Here is a 24,623-nt window from a genome sequence, read left to right as displayed (position 1 = left end):
TGGGAGCGAGCCTGCTCGCGAAGGCGGCAGCCCAAACACCCCAAGACTCACCCCCAAAAGGAAGTCCCCATGACCAGCACCGCCCAGCACACCCAGGTAGTCCAGAAGCAATTCGGTGAACAGGCCTCGGCCTACCTGAGCAGCGCCGTCCACGCTCAAGGCACCGAATTCGCGCTGCTGCAGGCTGAGCTGGCCGGGCAGGGCGATGCGAAAGTTCTGGACCTGGGTTGCGGTGCCGGTCACGTGAGTTTTCACGTAGCCTCATTGGTGAAAGAAGTGGTGGCCTACGACCTGTCGCAGCAGATGCTCGACGTGGTGACCGCTGCCGCCGTCGATCGTGGTTTGAGCAACGTGTCCACGGTCAACGGTGCCGCCGAGCGCCTGCCGTTCGCCGATGGCGAATTCGATTTCGTCTTCAGCCGTTATTCGGCGCACCATTGGAGCGATCTGGGCGTGGCGTTGCGGGAAGTGCGCCGGGTGTTGAAACCGGGCGGTGTGGCGGCGTTCGTCGACGTATTGTCACCGGGTAGCCCGCTGTTCGACACTTACCTGCAAAGCGTCGAAGTGCTGCGCGACACCAGTCATGTGCGCGATTATTCTGCTGGCGAGTGGTTGCGCCAGGTCAGCGAGGCGGGGCTGCACACGCGCAGTACCACTCGTCAGCGCCTGCGTCTGGAGTACAAGAGCTGGGTCGAGCGCATGCGCACACCTGAAGTGATGCGCGCGGCGATCCGCGCGTTGCAGCAGTCGATGGGCAACGAAGTACGCGAATATTTCGAGATTGAGGCCGATGGTTCGTTCAGTACGGATGTGCTGGTACTGATGGCAGAACGATAGGCGCTGAGCGATAGAATTTTTCCGGGAGCGCCCCAGGGCGCACCGACTGATGACATGAGGAAAGCATGAGCAAGCAGATTCTGATTCTCCCAGGTGACGGTATTGGCCCGGAAATCATGGCCGAAGCGGTCAAGGTGCTGGAACTGGCCAGCGACAAGTTCGCCCTGGGCTTCGAACTGAGCCACGACGTGATCGGCGGTGCGGCCATCGACAAGCATGGCGTGCCCCTGGCCGACGAAACCCTGGAACGTGCCCGTGCGGCCGACGCCGTGTTGCTGGGCGCCGTTGGCGGCCCGAAATGGGATGCCATCGAGCGTGACATCCGCCCTGAGCGCGGCCTGTTGAAGATCCGTGCGCAACTGGGCCTGTTCGGCAACCTGCGCCCGGCGATCCTGTACCCGCAACTGGCCGAGGCTTCCAGCTTGAAGCCGGAAATCGTTTCCGGGCTGGACATCCTGATCGTGCGTGAGCTGACCGGCGGTATCTACTTCGGCGCGCCTCGTGGCACTCGTACCCTGGAAAACGGCGAACGTCAGTCCTACGACACCCTGCCGTACAGCGAAAGCGAAATCCGTCGTATCGCCCGTGTCGGTTTCGACATGGCCATGGTCCGCGGCAAGAAGCTGTGCTCGGTGGACAAGGCCAACGTACTGGCCTCCAGCCAGTTGTGGCGTGAAGTGGTCGAGCAAGTGGCCAAGGATTATCCTGAAGTCGAACTGAGCCACATGTACGTCGACAACGCCGCCATGCAGCTGGTACGCGCGCCGAAGCAGTTCGATGTGATCGTCACCGATAACATGTTCGGCGACATCCTGTCCGACCAGGCCTCGATGCTCACCGGTTCCATCGGCATGCTGCCGTCGGCGTCCCTGGACACCCACAACAAAGGCATGTACGAACCGTGCCACGGTTCGGCGCCGGACATCGCGGGCAAAGGCATTGCCAACCCGCTGGCGACCATTCTGTCGGTGTCGATGATGCTGCGTTACAGCTTCAACCAGCAGGCCGCAGCCGATGCCATCGAGAAAGCGGTGAGCCTGGTGCTGGATCAGGGCTTGCGCACGGGCGACATCTGGTCGGCCGGTTGCACTAAAGTCGGTACGCAGGAAATGGGTGACGCAGTAGTCGCCGCGCTGCGGAATCTGTAATCTCTCGGGCCCGCTGCCAAATTCAAGACAAGGCAGCGGTCCACATTTCAAGAAGGTGTAGTTGCGATGAAACGTGTAGGTCTGATCGGTTGGCGCGGTATGGTCGGTTCCGTGCTCATGCAGCGGATGCTGGAAGAGCAGGATTTCGATCTTATCGAGCCGGTGTTTTTCACCACTTCCAATGTCGGTGGCCAAGGCCCGTCCGTGGGTAAGGACATTGCTCCGCTCAAGGACGCTTACAGCATTGAAGAGCTGAAAACCCTCGACGTGATTCTGACCTGCCAGGGTGGCGACTACACCAGCGAAGTCTTCCCCAAGCTGCGTGAAGCCGGCTGGCAGGGTTACTGGATCGACGCCGCTTCCAGCCTGCGCATGCAGGATGACGCGGTGATCGTTCTGGACCCGGTCAACCGCAAGGTGATCGACCAGCAGCTGGACGCGGGCACCAAGAACTACATCGGCGGCAACTGCACCGTCAGCCTGATGCTGATGGGGCTGGGTGGCCTGTTCGAAGCCGGTCTGGTGGAGTGGATGAGCGCCATGACCTATCAGGCGGCCTCCGGTGGCGGGGCGCAGCACATGCGTGAACTGATCAAGCAAATGGGTGTGACCCACGCCGCTGTCGCCGATCAACTGGCCGATCCGGCCAGCGCGATCCTCGACATCGACCGTCGTGTTGCCGACGCCATGCGCAGCGACGCGTACCCGACCGAAAACTTCGGCGTACCGCTGGCCGGCAGCCTGATCCCGTGGATCGACAAGGAACTGCCGAACGGCCAGAGCCGCGAAGAGTGGAAGGCCCAGGCCGAGACCAACAAGATCCTCGGTCGCTTCAAGAGCCCGATCCCGGTCGATGGCATCTGCGTGCGCATCGGCGCCATGCGCTGCCACAGCCAGGCGCTGACCATCAAGCTGAACAAAGACGTACCGATCGCTGATATCGAAGGGTTGATCAGCCAGCATAACCCTTGGGTCAAGCTGGTGCCGAACAACCGCGAAATCAGCATGCAGGAGCTGAGCCCGACGAAAGTCACCGGCACCCTGAACGTGCCAGTCGGCCGTCTGCGCAAGCTGAACATGGGTTCGCAGTTCGTCGGCGCGTTCACCGTCGGCGACCAGTTGCTGTGGGGCGCGGCCGAACCGCTGCGCCGCATGCTGCGGATCTTGCTCGAGCGTTGATCGGTTGATGCAATGAAAGAACCCGTGCCTTGCAAGAGGTACGGGTTTTTTTATGGTTATCTGCTTTGGTTGATGTGTTGTCTGATCTGGCCCCATCGCGAGCAGGCTCGCTCCTACAATGGTTGGTGTTGCCATCAACCCCTGTAGGAGCGAGCCTGCTCGCGATGGGGCCGGGCCGGGCACCACGGAATTGCCTGCATGCCACTCTCCCGGTAAAGTGCCGCTCCCCCCGTTTCGCCAGAGGTAAAACCCATGAGCCAGTCCATTGATATTGCCGTGATCGGCGCCACCGGTACTGTCGGCGAAACGCTCGTGCAGATTCTCGAAGAGCGCGATTTCCCGATCGGCACCCTTCATTTGTTGGCCAGCAGCGAATCGGCCGGCAGTTCCGTACCGTTTCGCGGCAAGAACGTGCGGGTGCGGGAAGTCGATGAGTTCGACTTCAGCAAGGTGCAGTTGGCTTTCTTTGCGGCCGGCCCGGCGGTTTCGTTGAGTTTTGCTTCCCGCGCGACCGATGCCGGATGCTCGGTGATCGATCTCTCCGGTGCCTTGCCGGCCGAAAAGGCGCCGCAGGTCGTGCCTGAGGCCAACGCTCAGGTGTTGGCCGGCTTGAAAAAACCGTTTCAGGTCAGCAGTCCAAGTCCGTCGGCCACCACGCTGGCGGTAGTGCTCGCGCCGCTCATGGATTTGCTCGATTTGCAGCGCATCAGCCTGACCGCCAGCCTCGCGGTATCGGCCCAGGGCCGCGAGGCCGTGAGCGAGCTGGCGCGGCAGACTGCCGAGCTGCTGAATGTGCGGCCGCTGGAGCCGAAATTCTTTGATCGGCAGATGGCCTTCAACCTGTTGGCCCAGGTCGGAAAACCGGATGAGCAAGGTCATACGTTGCTGGAAAAGCGCCTGGTGCGTGAGCTGCGCCAGGTCATGGCGCGGCCGTCATTGAAGATTTCCGTCACATGCATTCAAGCCCCGGTGTTTTTTGGCGATAGCTATAGCGTGACCCTGCAGTCCGCGAGTGAAATCGACCTGGCGAAAGTCAATGCGGCCCTGGAAGACGCACCCGGCATCGAGCTGGTGGAGGCCGGTGATTACCCGACCCCGGTGGGCGATGCGGTAGGGCAGGATGTGGTCTACGTCGGTCGGGTTCGCCAGGGTATCGACGACCCGTCGGAACTTAATCTGTGGCTGACGTCAGATAACGTACGCAAAGGCGCCGCGCTCAATGCTGTGCAGCTGGCCGAGTTGTTGCTTAAAGACCTGCTGTAAAAGATACTTTGCAACAATTTGTCGAATGATTACGCGCGACGACCCTCGCCGTTGCGCGCAATGCCTTACGGCAGCGACTATCAATATCTTCTCGCTGGCCGAGGAATGTTCAAACTAAGGAAGAGCTAATGGTTCAAGTTCGCAAACTGGTGTTAGCAATAGCGGCCGCCTCGGCGCTGTCCTCCGGTATGGCGCATGCCCTCGGGCTCGGGGAGTTGACCCTGAAATCGACGCTCAACCAGCCATTGGTAGCGGAAATCGAGCTGCTCGATGTCAAGGATCTCACCGCTGCCGAAGTGGTGCCGAGCCTGGCCTCACCAGACGACTTCGCCAAGGCCGGTGTCGACCGCCAGGCGTTTCTGAACGACTTGACCTTCACTCCGGTGCTAAACGCCAGCGGCAAAAGCATCCTGCGCGTGACCTCCAGCAAGCCACTCTCCGAACCCATGGTGAAGTTCCTGGTTCAGGTCATGTGGCCGAACGGTCGTTTGCTGCGCGATTACAGTGTGCTGCTCGATCCGTCCAAATTCTCGCCGCAAACCGCTGAAGCGGCAGCGCAACCAACGTCAACGGTTGCCGCGCCCGTCACCGGTGCGACCAAAGCGTCCCAATACACCACCACACCGCGCGATACCCTGTGGGAAATCGCCGCGAAGGCGCGTAATGGCGGTTCGATCCAGCAAACCATGCTGGCCATCCAGGCGCTGAACCCGGACGCCTTCATTGACGGCAATATCAACCGCTTGAAAACCGGCCAGGTGCTGCGCCTGCCGGACCAGGCGCAAAGCGCCGGCCTGCCGCAACCCAAGGCCATTGCCGAAGTGGCCGCGCAAAACAAGGCTTGGCGTCAGGGTCGTCGTTATGTGGCGAAACCCGGGGCAGGAGAGCAACAGCTCGACGCCACCAATCGCGCACGCACCGATGGTGCTCCGGTTCAAGCGGCCACTGACAAGCTGAGCCTGGTTTCTGCCGAGTCCGGCAAGAACCGTGGCAAAGGACCTGCCGGCGATGCCAGGGCCCTCAGCAACAAGCTGGCGGTGACCCAGGAAAGCCTCGACACCAGTCGTCGTGATAACGCCGAGCTGAAGAGCCGCATGGCCGACCTGCAAAGCCAGGTGGACAAGCTGCAGCGCCTGATCGAGCTGAAGAACAACCAATTGGCCAAGTTGCAGGCCGAGGGCGCAAATGGCGCCCCGGCTGCTGCGACGGCTCCGGCAATGTCGGCCGAACTTGCTGCCAACCCGGCCACGGCACCTGCTCCGGCTGAAACTGCGCCAGTGGTTACACCGCCCGAGGCAGCTCCAGCGACGTCCGACGATCAGAAGTTCAATGAGTTGCTGACCAATCCGGTGCTGCTGGGCCTGGTGGGTGGCGGCGCGGTGATTCTGCTGCTCTTGCTGCTGTTGCTGGCGCGCCGCCGCAAAGCCCGGCAAGCAGCCGAGAAGCATTTGCGCATGGCCCGTGCCTTGGCCGAAGAGCAGCCGTTCTCGGCCGATTTCGACTTGCCGGAAAGCAGCTTCGAAGGCCTGGAAGTTCCACTGCCGAGCGCGAAGCTGGCGACTGCTCCGGCGCCTGCTCCCGCGCCAGCGCCGGTAGTCGCTCCAGTCGTGATGACCACGCCGATCGCCGCGCCATTGGTGGCGCCGGCTGCCGAGCGTTCCGATGATGTGTTGAGCCAGGCTCAGTCGCACATCAATGCCGGTCGCTTGAATCAGGCTGCCGCGTTGCTGGAGGATGGCGTCAAGCAAGAGCCTCAGCGCAGCGATTTGCGCTTGAAACTGATGGAGGTCTACGGACAGCAAGGCGATCGCGATGCGTTCGTCGGCCAGGAGCGTCAGTTGGTGGCCAATGGCGACAACTTCGCCAAGGTTGAAAAACTCAAAAGCCGTTTCCCGGCCATGGCGCTGGTGGCTGCCGGTGGCATCGCCGCAGCCGCCGTTGCCGCCGAGCTGGATGCGCAATACGTCAAGGATCTGTTGCTCGATGAGCCGCAAGCACCGGTACCGGAGCCAGCGCCGTTCGAGGATGACCTCGACAGCGCCTTCGACCTGAGCCTGGATGATCTGGACGCGATCACGCCTGTGGCGCCTGTACCTGCGCCGGAGCCTGAAGTGGCGGCGCTGGCAGACCTGGATGAATTCCCGCTGGACGACGATCTGAGTTTTGAGTCGGTGTTGCAGCAACAGACTGAAATCAAGGAAAACCTCGACGATCTGTCGGACTTCGACCTCGACCTGGATCTCGGTGCAGAACCGTTGCCGGCGATGCTGGCTGAAGACGATTTCCTGCTGGATCTGGACGAAGGCGTAAAGGACTTTCCAGTTGCCGAAACCCCGGCCGTTCCCGAGGTCGCACTGGATGATCTGGAATTGCCGGCCGATTTCGACCTGTCGCTGGCCGACGAAATGGACGCACCGGATGCCTTCGCGGCAGAGCTGGATGATGTCAACGCCGAGTTGGAGAGCTTGTCCAGCAGCATCGGCGAGCCGACCTTCACCGAAGCAGATGCCGCGCTGGGCGACGATGATGACTTCGACTTCCTCTCGGGCACTGACGAAGCCGCCACCAAGCTCGATCTGGCTCAGGCCTATATCGACATGGGCGACAGCGATGGCGCTCGCGACATCCTCAATGAGGTGGTGAGCGAAGGCAGTGCCGAACAGAAGAGTGAAGCCGAGGAAATGCTTTCGCGCCTGGCTTGAGTGATTGGTAGGTTGTAAAAAGAGCGGCAGCCCATTGAGGCTGCCGTTTTTGTTTGGTCCATGAATTGATGTCGTTTGTTCCGGCCCTTTCGCGGGCAAGCCCGCTCCTACAGGTTTTGCGAACGCCACAGAGCACTGTAGGAGCGGGCTTGCCCGCGAAAGGGCCGGTGCAGTCAATGGAGATCCCTCTGGCATCCCCGCCCGGCGGCCTTATAATGCCCGCCTTTGGTACATCAGCAGGCTGTCCCACCTTGGCAAATATAGATAACCCGGCCGCCGAAATGGCAGCCGACGGCTTTTTCCGCATCGCGCTGGGCGTCGAATACAAGGGCTCGCGCTACCGCGGCTGGCAGCGCCAGGCGTCCGGGGTGCTCACCGTGCAGGAAACCCTCGAAAACGCCCTGTCCAAAGTCGCCGATTCACCCGTTTCGCTGATGTGCGCCGGGCGTACCGATGCCGGGGTGCATGCCTGCGGACAGGTGGTGCATTTCGACACCCGGGTCGAGCGTTCGATGAAGGCCTGGACCATGGGCGCCAACATCAACTTGCCCCACGACGTCAGTGTCAGTTGGGCCAAGGTCATGCCGGCGCATTTCCATGCACGGTTCAAGGCCATCGCCCGGCGTTATCGCTATGTTATCTACAACGATCAGATCCGCCCCGCACACCTGAACGAAGAAGTGACCTGGAACCACCGTCCGCTGGACGTCGAGCGCATGGCCGAGGCCGCCCAGTACCTGCTCGGCACCCATGATTTCAGCGCTTTTCGCGCCGGTCAGTGCCAGGCCAAGTCGCCGATCAAGGAGCTGCACCACCTGCGCGTCACCCGTCACGGCAAGATGATCGTGCTGGATATTCGCGCCAGCGCCTTCCTGCATCACATGGTGCGCAACATCGCCGGCGTGCTGATGACCATCGGCGCCGGAGAGCGCCCGGTGGAGTGGATGAAAGAGGTGCTGGAGAGCCGGATTCGGCGGTCCGGCGGCGTGACGGCGCATCCGTTCGGGTTGTATCTGGTTCAGGTTGAATACCGCGACGAGTTCCAATTGCCCGAGCGTTACATCGGTCCACACTTCCTGACAGGTTTCTCGGAACTTGGCGGCTGACGCCCTCGAATGCTTTTGTTAACATCCGGGACTTTCCCGGATTTGTCTTGGAGTTGTGTCGACATGTCAGCCGTTCGCAGCAAGATCTGTGGGATTACCCGCATAGAGGATGCGTTGGCAGCCGTCGAGGCCGGGGCGGATGCCATCGGATTCGTGTTTTACGCCAAAAGCCCTCGTGCGGTGACGTTCCAGCAGGCGCGCTCGATCATCAAGGCGCTGCCGCCGTTCGTAACCACCGTGGGCTTGTTCGTCAATGCAAGCCGTTGCGAATTGGGTGAAATTCTCGACGCAGTGCCTCTGGACCTGCTGCAATTTCACGGCGATGAAAGCCCGGCCGAGTGCGAAGGTTGGCATCGTCCGTACATCAAGGCGCTGCGGGTCAAGGCGGGTGATGACATCGCCGCAGCCTGTGATGCCTATGCCAGTGCCAGCGGGATCTTGCTCGATACCTATGTCGAAGGCGTTCCCGGAGGAACCGGCGAGGCATTTGACTGGTCACTGATACCGCAAGGCTTGAGCAAGCCGATCATTCTGGCGGGCGGTCTGACGCCGGATAACGTCGCCGAAGCGGTTGCGCGCGTCCGGCCTTATGCCGTGGATGTCAGCGGCGGGGTAGAGGCGAGCAAGGGCATCAAGGATCACGCAAAGATTCAGGCATTTATCAAAGCGGTACGTGGTAGCACCTGTTGATGTGACGGCTGGCAGACTGCCGCCGTCCACTGCACTGTACAAAGCGGATGCACTGCTCACAGCAGGCAGTTCCGAGGGTTTGTGGTTGCACGCAGGTCATGTTTCGCGCTGACCGTGGCAGTCCATCACCCCTCTTCGCACACATGAATTTAGCGCTAGGGCATACACGGGGCCGCGAACCAGAGCGTTCGGGCCGCCGGTACTGGAGAAAGAAAGCATGAGCAACTGGTTAGTAGACAAACTGATCCCTTCGATCATGCGTTCCGAGGTCAAGAAGAGCTCGGTGCCTGAAGGTCTTTGGCACAAATGCCCGTCTTGCGAGGCTGTGCTGTATCGTCCGGAGTTGGAAAAGACCCTGGACGTTTGCCCCAAGTGCAACCATCACATGCGTATCGGCGCCCGCGCCCGTATCGACATCTTCCTCGACGTTGAAGGTCGTACCGAGCTGGGTGCTGACCTGGAGCCGGTTGACCGTCTGAAATTCCGCGATGGCAAGAAGTACAAGGACCGCCTGACCGCTGCACAAAAGCAGACCGGTGAGAAAGATGCGCTGGTTTCCATGAGTGGTACCTTGCTCGGCATGCCGGTCGTGGTTTCTGCGTTCGAGTTTTCCTTCATGGGCGGTTCGATGGGCGCCATCGTCGGCGAGCGTTTCGTGCGCGCCGCCAATTACGCCCTGGAAAAACGCTGCCCGATGATCTGCTTCGCGGCTTCCGGCGGTGCGCGGATGCAGGAAGCGCTGATTTCCCTGATGCAAATGGCCAAGACCTCCGCGGTGCTGGCGCGTTTGCGTGAAGAAGGCATCCCGTTCATCTCCGTGCTGACCGATCCGGTCTATGGCGGCGTTTCCGCCAGTCTGGCAATGCTGGGCGACGTGATTGTCGGTGAGCCGAAGGCGTTGATCGGTTTTGCCGGTCCGCGTGTAATCGAGCAAACCGTGCGTGAAAAACTGCCGGAAGGCTTCCAGCGCAGCGAGTTCCTGCTGGAGCACGGTGCCATCGACATGATCATCGATCGTCAGGAGCTGCGTCCGCGTCTGGGCAACCTGCTGGCGCAAATGATGGGTCTGCCAACGCCGCAGTTCGTGGCTGCACCTATCGAGCCGATCGTGGTTCCACCGGTACCCGCCAGCCTATGACCCAACGTACCCTCGGCGAATGGCTCGCCTACCTCGAACAGTTGCACCCTTCGGCCATCGACATGGGCCTGGAGCGGTCGCAGCAGGTAGCGTCCCGCATGGGATTGGGCAAGCCGGCGCCGCGGGTGATTACGGTCACCGGGACCAACGGCAAGGGGTCCACCTGTGCGTTCGTGGCGTCCTTGCTGCGGGCCCAGGGCTTGAAAGTGGGGGTTTACAACTCCCCACACCTGCTGCGTTACAACGAGCGGGTACAGCTTAATGGCGTCGAGGCCACGGATGCCGAGCTGTGCGAGGCCTTTGCTGCGGTAGAGGCCGGGCGCGGCGATACTTCCCTGACTTACTTCGAAATGGGCACCCTGGCGGCGTTCTGGCTGTTCCAGCGCTCGGGGCTCGATGCCGTGGTGCTGGAAGTCGGTCTGGGCGGTCGCCTGGATACGGTCAACGTGGTGGACGCCGACGTGGCGCTGGTCACCAGTATCGGCGTCGATCATGCGGATTACCTCGGCGATACCCGAGAGTCCGTGGCCTTCGAGAAGGCAGGTATTTTCCGTCAGGGCGCGCCTGCGCTCTGCGGCGATCTGAATCCTCCACAACCTCTGCTGGACAAGGCGCGCGAGCTCAAGTGCCCGTTTTTCCTGCGTGGGCGCGATTTTGATCTCGGTATGACCGATCACAACTGGCAGTGGCGCGGTGTCGATGCGCAAGGGCGCACGGTTGAACTGCGCGACCTGCCACTGCTCGATCTGCCGATGGAAAATGCTGCGCTGGCGTTGCAGGCGTACCTGCTGCTCGGCTTGCCTTGGGTGGATGCGCAGATTATCGAGGCGTTGCGGGCAACGAAGGTGGTCGGTCGCCTGGATCGCCGTGAGTTCGAGTGGCAAGGCAAGCGCTTGAATCTAATGCTGGATGTGGGGCATAACCCGCATGCGGCGGAGTATCTGGCGCGTCGTCTGGCCAGTCGCCCGCCGGTCGGCAAGCGTCTGGCGGTCTTCGGCCTGCTGGCGGACAAGGATCTGGATGGTGTTGTCGGCGAATTGAATGCTAGTGTCCAGCACTGGGCCGTTGCACCTCTGGATTCGCCTCGGGCGCGTTCGGTTGCGGATCTGCACGATGCGTTGCAAGGTCTTGGTGCGTCGGTCACGTCATACGACAGTGTCGCGGCCGCCCTGGAAGGGCAGTGCGCGCAGGCCACGAGCAACGACGAAATCCTGTTGTTCGGATCATTTTATTGTGTCGCCGAGGCCCTTCAATGGCTGGCCCGGCGCTCCACGGAGGACGCGGCAAATGGCATTGCTGGATAAGGCATACAAGCAGCGCATGGTTGGCGCCCTGGTGTTGGTCGCGCTGGCGGTGATTTTTCTGCCGATGCTGTTTTCCCGCCAGGACGAACAGCGCCAGGTGACGGTCCAGGCGCCCGCGGCTCCGCAGGCGCCTGCGATGCCTCAGGTACAGGTCGAGCCGGTGGTGGTGCCCGAGCCGCAAGCCTTGCCTCAGGAACCCGTGCCGAGCGATGACGAAATCGCCCAGCAGGAATCGGCGGTGCCAACTGCGCCGGTAGCCCCAGCGCCAGCGCCAGCAGCCAAGCCGGCTGCGCCTGCGCCGGTCCCGGCTTTGGCGGCCAAACCTGCGACAGCACCTGCCCAGCCGATCACCGCGGCACCGGGCAAGCCGGACACCACGCAAAGCCGTGTCGATGCCAATGGCTTGTCTGTCAGCTGGTCGGTGCAACTGGCCAGCCTGTCGAGTCGTGAAAGCGCGGAAAAACTTCAGAAAACCCTGCGCAGCCAGGGTTACAACGCCTACATTCGTACCGCCGACGGCAAAAACCGGGTGTTTGTCGGGCCGCTGATCGAGCGCGCCGAAGCCGACCGGCTGCGTGACTTGTTGAACCGCCAGCAGAATCTCAAGGGGTTTGTGGTGCGTTTTCAACCGGAACGTGGCTAAAACTATCGCCCCGATATGAAATGCACTGGCAATAGCAGCTTACCGATAAGCACGGGCTCTGCTAAAATGCGCCGCCTTATCCGTCTGTAGGCTGCACTGTGCCATTTACCTGGGTTGACTGGGCGATCGTAGCGATCGTCGCCATCTCCGCATTGATCAGTCTGAGCCGCGGCTTCGTCACAGAAGCATTGTCGCTGCTGACCTGGATCATCGCAGGAGTCGTTGCCTGGATGTTCGGTGGCTCACTGTCCGAGTACCTCGGCGGGTACATTCAAACGCCATCAGCTCGTATAATCACGGGCTGTGCCATCATGTTTGTCGCCACTTTAATCGTAGGCGCGATGATCAATTATCTTATCGGCGAACTGGTGCGCGTCACCGGGCTCTCCGGGACCGACCGATTCCTCGGCATGGCCTTCGGCGCCGCGCGTGGCGGGTTGCTGGTGGTCATCGCCGTCGGGCTGTTGAGCCTGGGGCCGGTACAGCAGGACGGGTGGTGGAAAGAGTCACAGCTCGTGCCAAAATTTTTATTGGTCGCCGACTGGTCCAAAAACCTGATCCTCGGGTGGAGCAGTCAGTGGCTTGCCAGCGGAATCAGCGTACCCGCTGATATCCCGTTCAAGGAGCACCTCTTGCCGATGGCCAAAACGCCTCAGTGAGTTGTGTTCAGTTCAGATCCATTAAGTAGGGGTTGCGTCGCATGTGTGGCATCGTCGGTATCGTCGGTAAGTCGAACGTCAATCAGGCGCTGTATGACGCGCTAACCGTCCTCCAGCACCGCGGCCAGGACGCTGCCGGTATCGTGACCAGCCATGATGGCCGGTTATTCCTGCGCAAGGACAACGGCCTGGTGCGTGACGTGTTCCATCAACGTCACATGCAGCGACTGGTCGGTCACATGGGTATTGGCCATGTGCGCTACCCGACCGCGGGCAGCTCGACCTCGGCCGAAGCTCAACCGTTTTACGTCAACTCGCCTTACGGCATCACCCTGGCGCACAACGGTAACCTGACCAACGTTGAACAACTGGCCAAGGAGATTTACGAATCTGACCTGCGCCACGTCAACACCAGTTCCGATTCGGAAGTGCTGCTCAACGTGTTCGCGCACGAACTGGCCCAGCGCGGCAAGTTGCAGCCGACCGAAGAAGACGTGTTCGCCGCCGTGACTGACGTGCACAACCGTTGTGTCGGTGGCTACGCCGTCGTGGCGATGGTGACCGGCTACGGCATCGTCGGTTTCCGCGATCCGCACGGCATCCGTCCGATCGTGTTCGGCCAGCGTCACACCGACGAAGGCGTCGAGTACATGATCGCCTCCGAAAGCGTTTCCCTGGACGTGCTCGGCTTCACCCTGATTCGCGACCTGGCTCCGGGCGAAGCGGTCTACATCACTGAAGACGGCAAGCTGCACACCCGTCAATGCGCAACCAACCCGTCGTTGACGCCGTGCATTTTCGAACATGTGTACCTGGCGCGTCCGGATTCGATCATCGACGGCGTGTCGGTCTACAAGGCCCGTCTGCGCATGGGCGAGAAACTGGCCGAGAAGATCCTGCGCGAGCGTCCGGATCATGATATCGACGTGGTCATCCCGATCCCGGACACCAGCCGCACTGCGGCCCTGGAGCTGGCGAACCACCTGGGCGTGAAGTTCCGCGAAGGCTTCGTGAAGAACCGCTACATCGGCCGGACCTTCATCATGCCGGGCCAGGCTGCGCGGAAAAAATCCGTACGCCAGAAGCTCAATGCCATCGAACTGGAATTCCGCGGCAAGAACGTGATGCTGGTGGACGACTCCATCGTTCGCGGCACCACCTGCAAGCAGATCATCCAGATGGCCCGCGAAGCTGGCGCCAAGAACGTCTACTTCTGCTCTGCGGCTCCAGCAGTTCGCTACCCGAACGTCTATGGCATCGACATGCCGAGCGCTCACGAACTGATCGCCCACAACCGTTCGACCCAGGACGTGGCTGACCTGATCGGCGCCGACTGGCTGATCTATCAGGACCTGCCTGACTTGATCGAAGCGGTCGGTGGCGGCAAGATCAAGATCGACAAGTTCGATTGCGCGGTGTTCGACGGCCAGTACGTCACCGGCGACGTCGACGAGGCTTACCTGAACAAGATCGAGCAGGCACGCAACGATGCCTCCAAGGTCAAGACGCAGGCAGTCAGTGCGATCATCGATCTGTACAACAACTGAGTTACTACCGGCCCTGAGGGGCCGGTTTTGTATCTGGCAAAAAGACTTTCATCTATCAAGAGCACGGCAAGGAGTGACAGCATGAGTCAGGAATGGGATGCCGGTCGGCTGGACAGCGACCTAGAAGGTGTAGCGTTCGATACCCTGGCCGTACGCGCCGGTCAGCACCGTACGCCGGAAGGCGAACACGGTGATCCGATGTTCTTCACCTCCAGCTATGTATTCCGTACCGCCGCCGACGCCGCTGCGCGCTTCGCTGGCGAAGTGCCGGGCAACGTTTATTCGCGCTACACCAACCCGACCGTGCGCGCGTTCGAAGAGCGCATCGCTGCGCTTGAAAGCGCCGAGCAGGCCGTGGCCACAGCCACCGGCATGGCGGCCATCATGGCCGTGGTGATGAGCCTGTGCAGCGCCGGTGATCACGTGCTGGTGTCGCGCAGCGTATTCGGCTCGACCATCAGCCTGTTCGAGAAGTACTTCAAGCGCTTCGGCATCGAAGTCGATTACGTGGCCCTGGCGGATTTGTCCGGCTGGGACGCGGCGATCAAGCCCAACACCAAATTGCTGTTCGTCGAATCACCGTCCAACCCGTTGGCTGAATTGGTCGACATCGCCGAACTGGCGAAAATCGCCCACGCCAAAGGGGCGATGCTGGTGGTCGACAACTGCTTCTGCACCCCTGCCTTGCAGCAGCCGCTGAAAATGGGCGCGGACATTGTCGTGCACTCGGCCACCAAGTTCATCGATGGCCAGGGCCGTTGCATGGGTGGCGTGGTCGCCGGTCGCAGCGAGCAGATGAAAGAGGTGGTCGGCTTCCTGCGTACCGCTGGGCCGACCTTGAGTCCGTTCAACGCCTGGATTTTCCTCAAGGGCCTCGAAACCCTGAACCTGCGGATGAAGGCCCATTGTGCCAACGCCCAGCAACTGGCCGAGTGGCTGGAGCAGCAGGAAGGCATCGAGAAAGTCCATTACGCCGGCCTCAAGAGCCATCCGCAGCACGAACTGGCGCTGCGCCAGCAGAAGGGCTTCGGTGCGGTCGTCAGTTTTGAAGTGAAGGGCGGCAAAGAGGGCGCATGGCGCTTTATCGATGCCACACGCCTGATTTCGATCACCGCCAACCTGGGCGACAGCAAGACCACCATCACCCATCCGAGCACCACCTCCCATGGCCGCCTGGCGCCGCAAGAGCGTGAAGCGGCAGGCATTCGTGACAGCCTGATCCGCGTTGCGGTCGGTCTGGAAGACGTGGCGGACCTGCAAGCCGATCTGGCGCGCGGCCTGGCTGCGTTGTGATCGACTTGTCTGCACCGGCCACCGGCTCGAATGGTCGCGTAGCGCTGGTGACCGGTGCTGCGCGGGGCATTGGCCTGGGGATCTCGGCCTGGCTGATCAGCGAAGGCTGGCAAGTCGTGTTGACGGACCTGGACCGCGAGCGCGGCTCGAAAGTGGCGAAGGTGCTGGGTGACAGCGCCTGGTTCATCACCATGGATGTCTCCAACGAGGGGCAGGTCGCGCTGGGGGTGGCCGAGGTGCTCGGCCAGTTCGGGCGCCTGGATGCGCTGGTCTGCAATGCCGCGGTTGCCGATCCGCACAACATCACCCTGGAAAGCCTCGATCTGGCTCACTGGAATCGGGTGTTGGCGGTGAACCTCAGCGGGCCGATGTTGCTGGCCAAGCACTGTGCGCCGTACCTGCGCGCTCACAGCGGTGCCATCGTCAATCTGGCCTCGACCCGCGCCGGGCAGTCGGAACCCGACACAGAGGCCTATGCGGCGAGCAAGGGCGGTTTGTTGGCTCTGACCCATGCACTTGCGATCAGTCTTGGCCCGGAGATCCGGGTCAATGCCGTCAGCCCTGGCTGGATCGACGCGCGCGATCCTTCGGTGCGGCGTGCCGAACCCTTGACCGAAGCCGATCATGCCCAGCATCCGGCGGGCAGGGTAGGGACGGTCGAGGATGTCGCGGCGATGGTGGCCTGGCTGCTGTCGAGAAATGCCGGGTTTGTCACCGGCCAGGAATTTGTGGTCGATGGCGGCATGACCAAGAAGATGATTTACAGCGAGTGACAGACCAGGGGCCGTCTTCAACATTGATGTTGTATGTGAGGTCCTCATCGCGAGCAGGCTCGCTCCCACAGTTGATCGCGTTTCTTCAGAGAACATGCTTTCTATTGTGGGAGCGAGCCTGCTCGCGATGAGGACTGATGGTTGCCGACACTGGCCGGAATGAAATGATTTTGTCTTTTTTAGAAAAACTTCAATCCTGCTATTGACTTAGGTTCGCTACCTGCGTAAATTTCGCGGCCTCGGAGATGCAAACGGGTGATTAGCTCAGCTGGGAGAGCGTCTGCCTTACAAGCAGAATGTCGGCGGTTCGATCCCGTCATCACCCACCACTCCCCGAGATACTTGCGAAAGCAAGAGGTAGGCTGAAATGCCTCCACCGACGCGCAGCGGTAGTTCAGTCGGTTAGAATACCGGCCTGTCACGCCGGGGGTCGCGGGTTCGAGTCCCGTCCGCTGCGCCATATTTTCCGAGTCAGGCATGCCTGGCTCGAGATTGAAAAGCTACTGAGTTTTCAATCAGACGAGTTACTTGGACGCAAGTCCAAAGCGATACGCAGCGGTAGTTCAGTCGGTTAGAATACCGGCCTGTCACGCCGGGGGTCGCGGGTTCGAGTCCCGTCCGCTGCGCCATATCTGCCCCGAGGCCCGCTGAACGCCTTGGAGCTACGAAGAAACCACTGGTTACTTCGAGTCGATAGCAAAGACCCTGGTCGAAAGACCGGGGTTTTTTGTGTCTGAAATTCAGGTTTTCTCCTCTCGCCTTTTTCCAGGCGGACCTCCCTGCATGCCTCCTTGCCGGAATGGCCTATCGGGCGCTAGCGACGCTGTCGTTCAGCGCCGCCCCTCCAGCCTCGCGCTACCGAGATTCACGGCTACTGTTAACGTGCTGCGTCGAATAGTCGCGTTTTTTTGATTTGTCGGTCAGTTTTCGGTTTTCCGTAAGGTCATAAGCCTATAAACTTAACCTTTCGGTCAGCTTTGCACTGTCAACAACAGCCCTTTGCATCGTCGAAAAGGGCTTCTGCAAGACTCGAGATTTCCAGTACATAACCAGAAGGGCGGACCCCATAACCGCCCAGAGGATGATCCATGTCCAACCGTGATATATCCCGGCGCTCGTTCCTTCAGGGCGGGCTGGTAGCGGGTGTGAGCGTGACGCTCACGCCATTGAGCAGCCAGGCGCTGGCCGCCTTGATGGAAAACAGCGTGACCGTGCCGTCCGAGCAGTGGCTCGGCAACAACGGCAAGGCGCGCGCCCGTAACGATGCCTTGTCCAAGGTCTGCGGCAGCAAGGTCTTTGCCCGCGACATCCGCGCCAAGGACATGCCGGGCTGGCCGCAGCAGCAGGGTCACGCCATGCTGCTCAAAACCATCAAGGCGGACCGCATCTACGCGGGTCTGGACCTTTCATGGCTCGGTACCGGGTTGCAGCCTGACCGCATCGTCACCGCCGAAGACCTGGTCAAGGACGGCATCGTGTTCCCTGAGGAGCACGCCCCGGATCCGCTGTTGCCGGCCGGCAAGGTGCCGATGTTCATCGGGCACCCGGTGGCGATCCTGATCTGGAACGACTTCGAGCGCTTCCGACAGGCCAAGAACCAACTCAAATTCAATGACAAGGCGATTCGTTACGGTGCGCAGGTGCCGTTCTACGAAGGCGACCCTTACGGCAGCTTCCGCTATGTGCGCGTTGGCGGCGCGACCTCGGCGGACGAAGACGAGTTCGCCAGCCTCAAGGACTCGATCCTGTTCCCGATGCTGCGCAATCGCCGTCCGGTGTGGAATGCCCAGCCGAACCTGCACGGCAATCTGACCGAGCGCGGGTTGTTCTACGCCGAGCGCATGAAGCAACAGATCGACACGCCGCCGGACAACTGGCTGGTGTTCGACGAGCGCTACAAGACCCCGTCGATCGAGCCGGCCGCCCTGGAGCCGGACAACGGCAACGGCTGGTACGACCCTGCCACCAAGACCCTGCATTTCGTCGTCGCCACCCAGTGCCCGCTGGAAACAGCGACCGAAACCGCGAAGATGATCGCGCCGTCGCGTTTCGGCCTGGCCAACCTGAACATGCACCCGGGTTACACCGTCGGTTATGGCTCGAAAGACCACAACATTTTCGTCTACTACGCAGCGCTGGCCGCGTTGTACGGCGCCGGTGTGCCGGTACGCCTGGCCAACGACCGCTACGAGCAGTTCCAGAGCGGCATCAAGCGTCACCCGTTCGACATTCGCTATCAATTGGCGGTGGACAAGAACGACTACAGCTTCAAGATTTTCCGCTCCGAGATGAGCGTCGACGGTGGCGGGCGAATCAACTACAGCCCGTCCGTGGCGGCGGTGGGCGCCACGGCCGCACAGTCGATCTACTACATGCCGCAGAACGATCTGCAGGTCACGGCCTATCACTCCCGCGCCGTTGAGGCTGGGTCGATGCGTGGCTACGGCACCCTGCAGAGCATGGCGGCGACCGAGATGATGGTCGATGAAATCGCCGGCCGCCTCGGTGTCGATGCCATCGAACTGCGCCGCAAGAACGCACTGCGCTCGGGCATGAAAAACACCCAGGGCGCGATTCCGGCCGGTGCCTTGCGCCTGCACGAGATTCTCGACAAGGCGGCGGTCCACGACACCTGGAAAAACCGCGACGCGATCAAGAAACAACGCGAAGCCGCCGACCCCGATAACTGGTACGGCGTCGGTTTCGCCATTTGCCAGAAAGACTTCGGTACCGGTTCCGAAGCCCCAATGGCCAGCATTGAATTCACTGCCGAAGGCCGCATCAGCCTGCGCCACATCGGTATCGAAATCGGCACCGGCATGTCCACTTCGCAGGCCATGGTCGTGGCCGACTTCCTTGGTCTCCCGGCGCACGAAGTGAAGACCGGCGAAACCGAATGGAAAGAGTTGCAGCTGATCAGTGGTGGCAACCCGTACATCATGAGCCAGGCCGAGCAGGACAATTTTCTGCGCAATCCACGCTGGGTCGGCAAGGTCGCTTCGGCCTCGTCGGCCACCAACTCGGCGTACTACTTCAGTCACGCCACCCGTGAAGCGGCGCGCGTGCTGTTCAACCACGGCCTGTGGCCGGCGGCGCTGGAGATCTGGCGCCAAGGCCCTTACGGCGGTCAGGCCAACCCTTACGTGGTGCGCCGCGAAGACGCCCATTGGGTCGATGGCAAGCTCACGGCCAACGGCATGGAGCCACTGCCATTCGCCATGCTCGCCAAGCGTGTTCACGAGCGTGGCCTGGTGAGCGGCGCCACCGTGCACGGTTTCAACCGCTGGAGCTGGGCCGAGGCCGAGTTCAGCATCGACGGCGTGCGTGAGCGCTTGCCGCTCGACGGCCTGGCCGTGAAGTACGGCGACGGCGCACCGAAGGCGAAGAAGGCGCAGATGAACAGCGCCGGTTTCCATCTGCTGGATCGGCAGGGCATTGCCTACCCGGCGACCCAGCTGAACAATGCGGCGGTGACTTACTACAGCCCGGTGGCGACGCTGGTGGAAGTGAAGGTCAACAAGGGTTCGAACGAAGTGTCGGTGCTCAATCATCACTCGTGGGTCGAGTGCGGTCGGGTTCTGGTGGAAGAACTGGTCAGGGGCCAGCTCGAAGGCGGGATCGCCATGGGCATCGGCCATGCGCTGATGGAAGAAATGCCGTTGTACGAAGGCGGGCCCGGGGAGGGTGACTGGAACTTCAACCGTTACCGCCTGCCGATGGCGCGTCACGTTGCGGTGTGGAAACAGACGGCGGACATCCTGCCGCCACTGTCGCCGAGCGACCCGTCCAAGGGCATCGCCGAGGTGGTGATGATCCCGGTAGTCGGTGCCATCGGCAACGCCGTGGCCCATGCCATCGGTAAACGTGTCCGCGACCTGCCTATCACTTCTGCACGCATCAAGGAGGCCCTCAATGGCTAACCGTCCGCTTCAACTGACCCTCAACGGTCAATCCGTCGGCCCGGTGGACATCCCTGATGACCTGCCGATGATCGACTACCTGCACGAATACAAGAACCTCACCGGTTCGCGCCTGGGCTGCGGTCAGGGCATTTGCCACGCCTGCGTGGTGATCGTCGACAACCCGGACGGCACCAGCGAAGAAGTACGCACCTGCATCACCGGCGCGCACTATTTCGAAGGCAAGAAGGTACGGACCATCGAAGGCCATGCGACCCGCGACGAGCAGGGCAAGGTCACCGAGCTGAACCCGATCCAGCAGCGCTTCGTCGATGAGTTCGCCTTCCAGTGCAGCTACTGCGCGCCGGGCTTCGTCAATGCCGCGACCGTGCTGGTGGAAAAGCTGCAGCGTCAGCCCATCGTCAAAAGCCAGCTGGAAAAAGTCATCGAGGACAGCCTCGGTCATCACATCTGCCGTTGCACCGGGTATGTGCGCTACTACAGCGCCACCCGCAACGTGCTGACCGATCTCGGCCTGGTCAAGGAGGGTTAAGCATGAAGCTTCTACTTAGCCGCCTGGCGTTGGCGGTTGGTCTGGCTGCGCCTGTACTGGCGGCTCACGCCGATGATGTGCAGGTCAGGCAAGGCGAATACCTCGCCCGCGCCGCCGACTGCATGGCGTGCCACACCGCACCGGGTGGTGCGCCCTATGCGGGCGGCCTGCCGATCGTTTCGCCGTTCGGTACGATCTACGGCACCAACATCACCCCAAGCAAAGAGCACGGCATCGGCTTGTACAGCGATGACGAGTTCTTCGCCGCGTTGACCGAAGGCAAGCGCCGCGACGGGGCGAACCTGTATCCGGCGATGCCCTACACCTCGTATCACCTGATGCCGCGAGCAGATTCCGACGCGATTCATGCCTACCTGAAAACCGTCGAGCCGATCGAGCGTGCCGCACCGGTCACCAGCCTGAGCTTCCCGTTCAACGTGCGCCTGGGCCTGATGGGCTGGAACATGATGTACGGCAAGGACGTGAAGCTTGCGCCGGCCGAGGGCAAGAGCGAAGCCTGGAAGCGCGGCCAGTACATGGTCGACGTGCTGGGGCACTGTGGCGAGTGCCACACCCCGCGCGGCCTGCCCGGTGCGATGCAGCAGGACAAGCGCATGACCGGAGGCATTCTCAATGGCTATCTGGCGCCAAGCCTGCTGGCTAATGACCTGGCGGCCCGTGGCTGGAATCATCAGGACCTGAGCTCGTTCCTCAAGCACGGCATGAGCGCCCAGGGCACGATGTTCAACGAGATGTTCCCGGTGTTCCACAACAGCACCCAGGGCCTCAGCGATCCGGATCTGGCGGCGATGGCGACTTTCCTGCTCGGCGATCAGCCGCCTGCGGCGAAAGTGCTCACCGAAGTGCCGTTGGACAAACTGAGCCCAAGTGCACAGCGCGGCCGTCAGGAATATTTGAATGTCTGCGCCGGGTGCCATGCGCCGGGCGGTGAGGGCAAGCCGCACATCGCCGTGGCCATGCGCGGCAACACCACGTTGCGTCTGGAAGACCCGCGCAACCTGGTACGGGTGATCGACGACGGTATCGGTGAACAGAAGTTCTCCGGATTCGAACGCATGCAACCGATGCCAGGGTTCGCCGGGAAGTTGAGCGACGAGCAACTCACGGATCTGCTGAACTACCTGCGTCAGGGTTGGGGCGGTCAGCCGAATGATCTGGCGGTGAACGACGTGCAGAAGCTGCGGGCCGATGCGCCGCTCGAGCACAAGGCCCACTGATATGCAGCATCTCGATCTGCAAGTGGTGCGCCGGGCGCTGGAGTGGTCGGCGGCCGGTCAGCGCATCTGGTTGTGTACGGTGCTGGCCACTTACGGCTCGGCACCGCGTGCACCGGGTTCGCTGCTGGCGGTGAACACTGATGGGCACTGGATTGGCTCGCTGTCCGGTGGCTGTGTCGAGGAAGACTTTCTCGAACGAGTCGCCGAGGGCGCGTTTGTGCAGCCGGTCAGCGTTGTTCGTTACGGCGAAGGCGATGACCCACGCTCGCGCGTCAGCCTGCCGTGTGGCGGGGTGCTCGATGTGCTGGTCGAGAAGCTGGATGCCGATTGCGAGGTGCAAGCGCATTTGCGCGAGCTGGAGTCGGCGCTGTCGGGCCGGCGTCGGTTGATCCGTGAAGTTGATTTGCAGAGCGGTGCGCGCAGTCTGTTCGATGATCGTGAGCAGGGTGTACGTATCGAGCGAGAAATCGACCGGGTGCGCGTGCGCGTCGGCGCGGCTCAGCGTTTGCTGCTGGCCGGGTATTCCAGTGTGGCCCAGGCCTGTGCAGAGTTTGCCGTGGGTCTGGGGTTCGAGGTGATTCTGTGTGATCCGCGAGACGAAGTGCTGGAAGGCGTCGTGCTGGAAAACGTGGAGATTCGTCGCCAACTGCCATCGCTGTTCATCGCCAGCGGCGGCTGTCACAGCGACACTGCGGTGGTGGCATTGACCCACGATCCACGTATCGATGACCTGGCGATGATGGAGGCTGTTCGCACCGAGGCGTTTTACATCGGTGTGATGGGCTCCCTGCAGACCTCGCAAAAGCGCTTCGAGCGGTTGCGGCGTATTGGTGGGCTGGGGGATATCGAGTTGGCGCGGATTCATGCGCCGATCGGCTTGAACCTGGGCAGCAAGACGCCGGCGGAGATTGCCTTGGCGGTGCTGGCGGACATTTTGCGGATTCGCAGCGGTATCCCACGGAATCGTCTTTAAGATCAAAAGAACGCAGCCTGCGGCAGCTCCTACGCCGAACGCATTCCCATGTAGGAGCGAGCTTGCTCCGGGCGGCGTTCCGACGATGGACTCAAGAGCGCCGCGTTTAGCCAGTAAATACGCGTTATCGTTAACGACCTGCGGCAGCTCTTACGCCGAACGCATTCCCATGTAGGAGCGAGCTTGCTCGCGATGGACTCGAGAGCGCCGCGTTTAGCCAGTAAATACGCGTTATCGTTAACGACCATCGCGAGCAAGCTCGCTCCTACAGAGACCGCATTCGCTTAACTGAACAGCATTACGCATCGCAGCGGGCCTTTTGATTTAGCAGTCAGTACCCGAACCTGTCCCGCAATCCGTAATACCACGCGCCCAATGCCGCAAACGGGGTACGCAGCATTTGTCCGCCGGGGAACGGGTAGTGGGGCAGGTCGGCAAAGGCGTCAAAACGTTCTGCCTGGCCGCGTAAAGCTTCGGCCAGTACCTTGCCCGCCAAATGCGTGTAAGTCACGCCATGGCCGCTACAGCCCTGGGAGTAGTAGATGTTGTCGCCCAGGCGTCCGACCTGGGGCAGGCGCGACAGGGTCAGCAGGAAGTTGCCAGTCCACGCGTAATCGATTTTCACGTCCTTGAGTTGCGGGAACGCCTTGAGCATCTTCGGTCGAATGATCGCTTCGATGTTCGCCGGATCCCGCGCGCCGTACACCACGCCGCCACCGAAGATCAGACGCTTGTCGCCGCTGAGGCGGTAGTAGTCGAGCAAGTAGTTGCAGTCTTCGACGCAGTAATCCTGAGGCAGCAGGGTCTTCGCCAGTTCTTCGCCCAGTGGCTCGGTGGTAATCACTTGAGTGCCGCAAGGCATCGATTTGGCAGCCAGTTCCGGCACCAGATTGCCCAGATAAGCGTTGCCGGCGACGATGATGAATTTAGCCCGGACCTTGCCCTGCGGCGTGTGCACAACAGGGTTGGCGCCGCGCACAATGCGTACCGCCGGCGACTGCTCATAAATCGTCCCGCCCAGGGACTCGACGGCTGCCGCTTCACCCAGCGCCAGGTTAAGCGGATGGATGTGGCCGCCACTCATGTCGAGCATCCCGCCGACGTATTGATCGCAGGCGACCACTTCGCGGATGCGGCGTTGATCCATCAGCTCGAGCTGGGTATGGCCGAATCGTTCCCACAGGCGCTTCTGCGATTCGAGATGACCCATCTGCCTGGCGGTCATCGCGGCGAACACGCCACCGTCTTTCAAGTCGCACTGAATGTTGTATTTGGCGACGCGCTCACGAATGATTCGCCCACCCTCGAATGCCATCTGCCCCAGCAACTGGGCCTGCTTGGGACCGACCGTGCGCTCGATGACATCGATATCGCGGCTATAGCTGTTAACGATCTGCCCACCATTACGCCCGGACGCCCCGAAACCCACCCTGGCGGCTTCGAGCACCGTGACCTTGAAGCCGCTCTCCAGCAGAAACAGGGCAGAGGACAGCCCCGTATAACCGGCGCCAATCACACAGACATCGGTCTCGACATCATCCTGCAATGCCGGGCGCGGCGGAACCGCATTGGCCGATGCGGCGTAGTAGGACTCTGGGTAGGGGGTGTTAGCCATCCTGCAGCCTCTGTTTAATATATTTTACGAGTGCGCCGATCGTACCCGAGTTGAAAATCGCCC

Annotated in this window: 19 protein-coding genes and 3 tRNA genes; 21 read left to right on the top strand and 1 reads right to left on the bottom strand. The window is 61.4% G+C overall.

From position 1 onward, the window contains the following. Positions 1-69 precede the first annotated feature (69 nt). The 21 genes from C8K63_RS17095 to C8K63_RS16990 all read left to right on the top strand — a co-directional run bounded on the left by C8K63_RS17095 (position 70) and on the right by C8K63_RS16990 (position 22,945). A complete protein-coding gene (locus C8K63_RS17095) occupies positions 70-837 on the top strand; it encodes a class I SAM-dependent methyltransferase (RefSeq protein WP_108217788.1) in 768 nt (255 codons plus the stop codon). A gap of 65 nt (positions 838-902) precedes the next feature. Further along, a complete protein-coding gene (gene leuB / locus C8K63_RS17090) occupies positions 903-1,985 on the top strand; it encodes a 3-isopropylmalate dehydrogenase (protein WP_108217787.1) in 1,083 nt (360 codons plus the stop codon). 66 nt (positions 1,986-2,051) lie between these two features. Continuing rightward, positions 2,052-3,164 carry an aspartate-semialdehyde dehydrogenase gene (gene asd / locus C8K63_RS17085; RefSeq protein WP_095052129.1) on the top strand — a complete coding sequence of 371 codons (1,113 nt, stop codon included), beginning with the start codon at positions 2,052-2,054 and terminating at the stop codon, positions 3,162-3,164. A 252-nt stretch (positions 3,165-3,416) separates the two neighbouring features. Next, positions 3,417-4,427, top strand: a complete 1,011-nt coding sequence (locus C8K63_RS17075; protein WP_108217785.1) for an aspartate-semialdehyde dehydrogenase — start codon at positions 3,417-3,419, stop codon at positions 4,425-4,427. A 128-nt stretch (positions 4,428-4,555) separates the two neighbouring features. Further along, positions 4,556-7,129 carry a FimV/HubP family polar landmark protein gene (locus C8K63_RS17070; protein ID WP_108217784.1) on the top strand — a complete coding sequence of 858 codons (2,574 nt, stop codon included), beginning with the start codon at positions 4,556-4,558 and terminating at the stop codon, positions 7,127-7,129. A 281-nt stretch (positions 7,130-7,410) separates the two neighbouring features. After that, complete coding sequence (gene truA, locus C8K63_RS17065) at positions 7,411-8,235, top strand: tRNA pseudouridine(38-40) synthase TruA (protein WP_108217783.1); 825 nt, start codon at positions 7,411-7,413, stop codon at positions 8,233-8,235. A 63-nt stretch (positions 8,236-8,298) separates the two neighbouring features. Next, positions 8,299-8,925, top strand: a complete 627-nt coding sequence (locus C8K63_RS17060; protein ID WP_108217782.1) for a phosphoribosylanthranilate isomerase — start codon at positions 8,299-8,301, stop codon at positions 8,923-8,925. Between the two features lie 217 nt (positions 8,926-9,142). Continuing rightward, positions 9,143-10,063, top strand: a complete 921-nt coding sequence (gene accD, locus C8K63_RS17055) for an acetyl-CoA carboxylase, carboxyltransferase subunit beta (protein WP_108217781.1) — start codon at positions 9,143-9,145, stop codon at positions 10,061-10,063. Then, positions 10,060-11,367: a bifunctional tetrahydrofolate synthase/dihydrofolate synthase gene (gene folC / locus C8K63_RS17050; RefSeq protein ID WP_108217780.1), complete on the top strand. Its 1,308-nt coding sequence runs from the start codon at positions 10,060-10,062 to the stop codon at positions 11,365-11,367. Before accD ends, folC begins: the two co-directional genes overlap by 4 nt. Continuing rightward, a complete protein-coding gene (locus C8K63_RS17045) occupies positions 11,351-12,010 on the top strand; it encodes an SPOR domain-containing protein (protein ID WP_108217779.1) in 660 nt (219 codons plus the stop codon). The genes folC and C8K63_RS17045 overlap by 17 nt, the downstream gene beginning before the upstream one ends. Before the next feature lie 98 nt (positions 12,011-12,108). Continuing rightward, the gene (locus C8K63_RS17040; protein ID WP_108217778.1) at positions 12,109-12,669 is read left to right on the top strand and encodes a CvpA family protein; all 561 of its coding nucleotides are present in this window, start codon (positions 12,109-12,111) and stop codon (positions 12,667-12,669) included. A gap of 41 nt (positions 12,670-12,710) precedes the next feature. Next, positions 12,711-14,216: an amidophosphoribosyltransferase gene (purF, locus tag C8K63_RS17035; protein WP_108217777.1), complete on the top strand. Its 1,506-nt coding sequence runs from the start codon at positions 12,711-12,713 to the stop codon at positions 14,214-14,216. A gap of 81 nt (positions 14,217-14,297) precedes the next feature. Further along, the gene (locus C8K63_RS17030; RefSeq protein ID WP_007995100.1) at positions 14,298-15,509 is read left to right on the top strand and encodes an O-succinylhomoserine sulfhydrylase; all 1,212 of its coding nucleotides are present in this window, start codon (positions 14,298-14,300) and stop codon (positions 15,507-15,509) included. Further along, entirely contained in the window at positions 15,506-16,282 is a 777-nt protein-coding gene (locus C8K63_RS17025; protein WP_108217776.1) for an SDR family oxidoreductase, read from the top strand. Before C8K63_RS17030 ends, C8K63_RS17025 begins: the two co-directional genes overlap by 4 nt. Positions 16,283-16,535: 253 nt before the next feature. Then, positions 16,536-16,611, top strand: a tRNA-Val gene (locus C8K63_RS17020). A gap of 54 nt (positions 16,612-16,665) precedes the next feature. After that, positions 16,666-16,742, top strand: a tRNA-Asp gene (locus C8K63_RS17015). Between the two features lie 92 nt (positions 16,743-16,834). Next, positions 16,835-16,911: transfer RNA gene (locus tag C8K63_RS17010), tRNA-Asp, on the top strand. 459 nt (positions 16,912-17,370) lie between these two features. Further along, positions 17,371-20,202, top strand: coding sequence for a xanthine dehydrogenase family protein molybdopterin-binding subunit (locus C8K63_RS17005; protein WP_108217775.1), 2,832 nt, complete (start codon positions 17,371-17,373; stop codon positions 20,200-20,202). Continuing rightward, complete coding sequence (locus tag C8K63_RS17000) at positions 20,195-20,734, top strand: (2Fe-2S)-binding protein (protein WP_007982256.1); 540 nt, start codon at positions 20,195-20,197, stop codon at positions 20,732-20,734. Before C8K63_RS17005 ends, C8K63_RS17000 begins: the two co-directional genes overlap by 8 nt. 2 nt (positions 20,735-20,736) lie before the next feature. Beyond that, the gene (locus tag C8K63_RS16995) at positions 20,737-21,972 is read left to right on the top strand and encodes a cytochrome c (protein WP_108217774.1); all 1,236 of its coding nucleotides are present in this window, start codon (positions 20,737-20,739) and stop codon (positions 21,970-21,972) included. 1 nt (position 21,973) lies between these two features. After that, on the top strand, positions 21,974-22,945 hold the full coding sequence (locus tag C8K63_RS16990; protein ID WP_108217773.1) for an XdhC family protein: 972 nt from the start codon (positions 21,974-21,976) through the stop codon (positions 22,943-22,945). Between the two features lie 331 nt (positions 22,946-23,276). Here C8K63_RS16990 and C8K63_RS16980 read toward each other — a convergent pair whose 3' ends face one another. Continuing rightward, positions 23,277-24,560 carry an FAD-binding oxidoreductase gene (locus C8K63_RS16980; protein ID WP_108217771.1) on the bottom strand — a complete coding sequence of 428 codons (1,284 nt, stop codon included), beginning with the start codon at positions 24,558-24,560 and terminating at the stop codon, positions 23,277-23,279. Positions 24,561-24,623: the final 63 nt, after the last annotated feature.

Origin of the sequence: Pseudomonas sp. GV085 (assembly GCF_003050925.1) — a bacterium.
Lineage (GTDB): Bacteria > Pseudomonadota > Gammaproteobacteria > Pseudomonadales > Pseudomonadaceae > Aquipseudomonas.
This window is presented reverse-complemented; position numbering and strand designations above follow the sequence as displayed.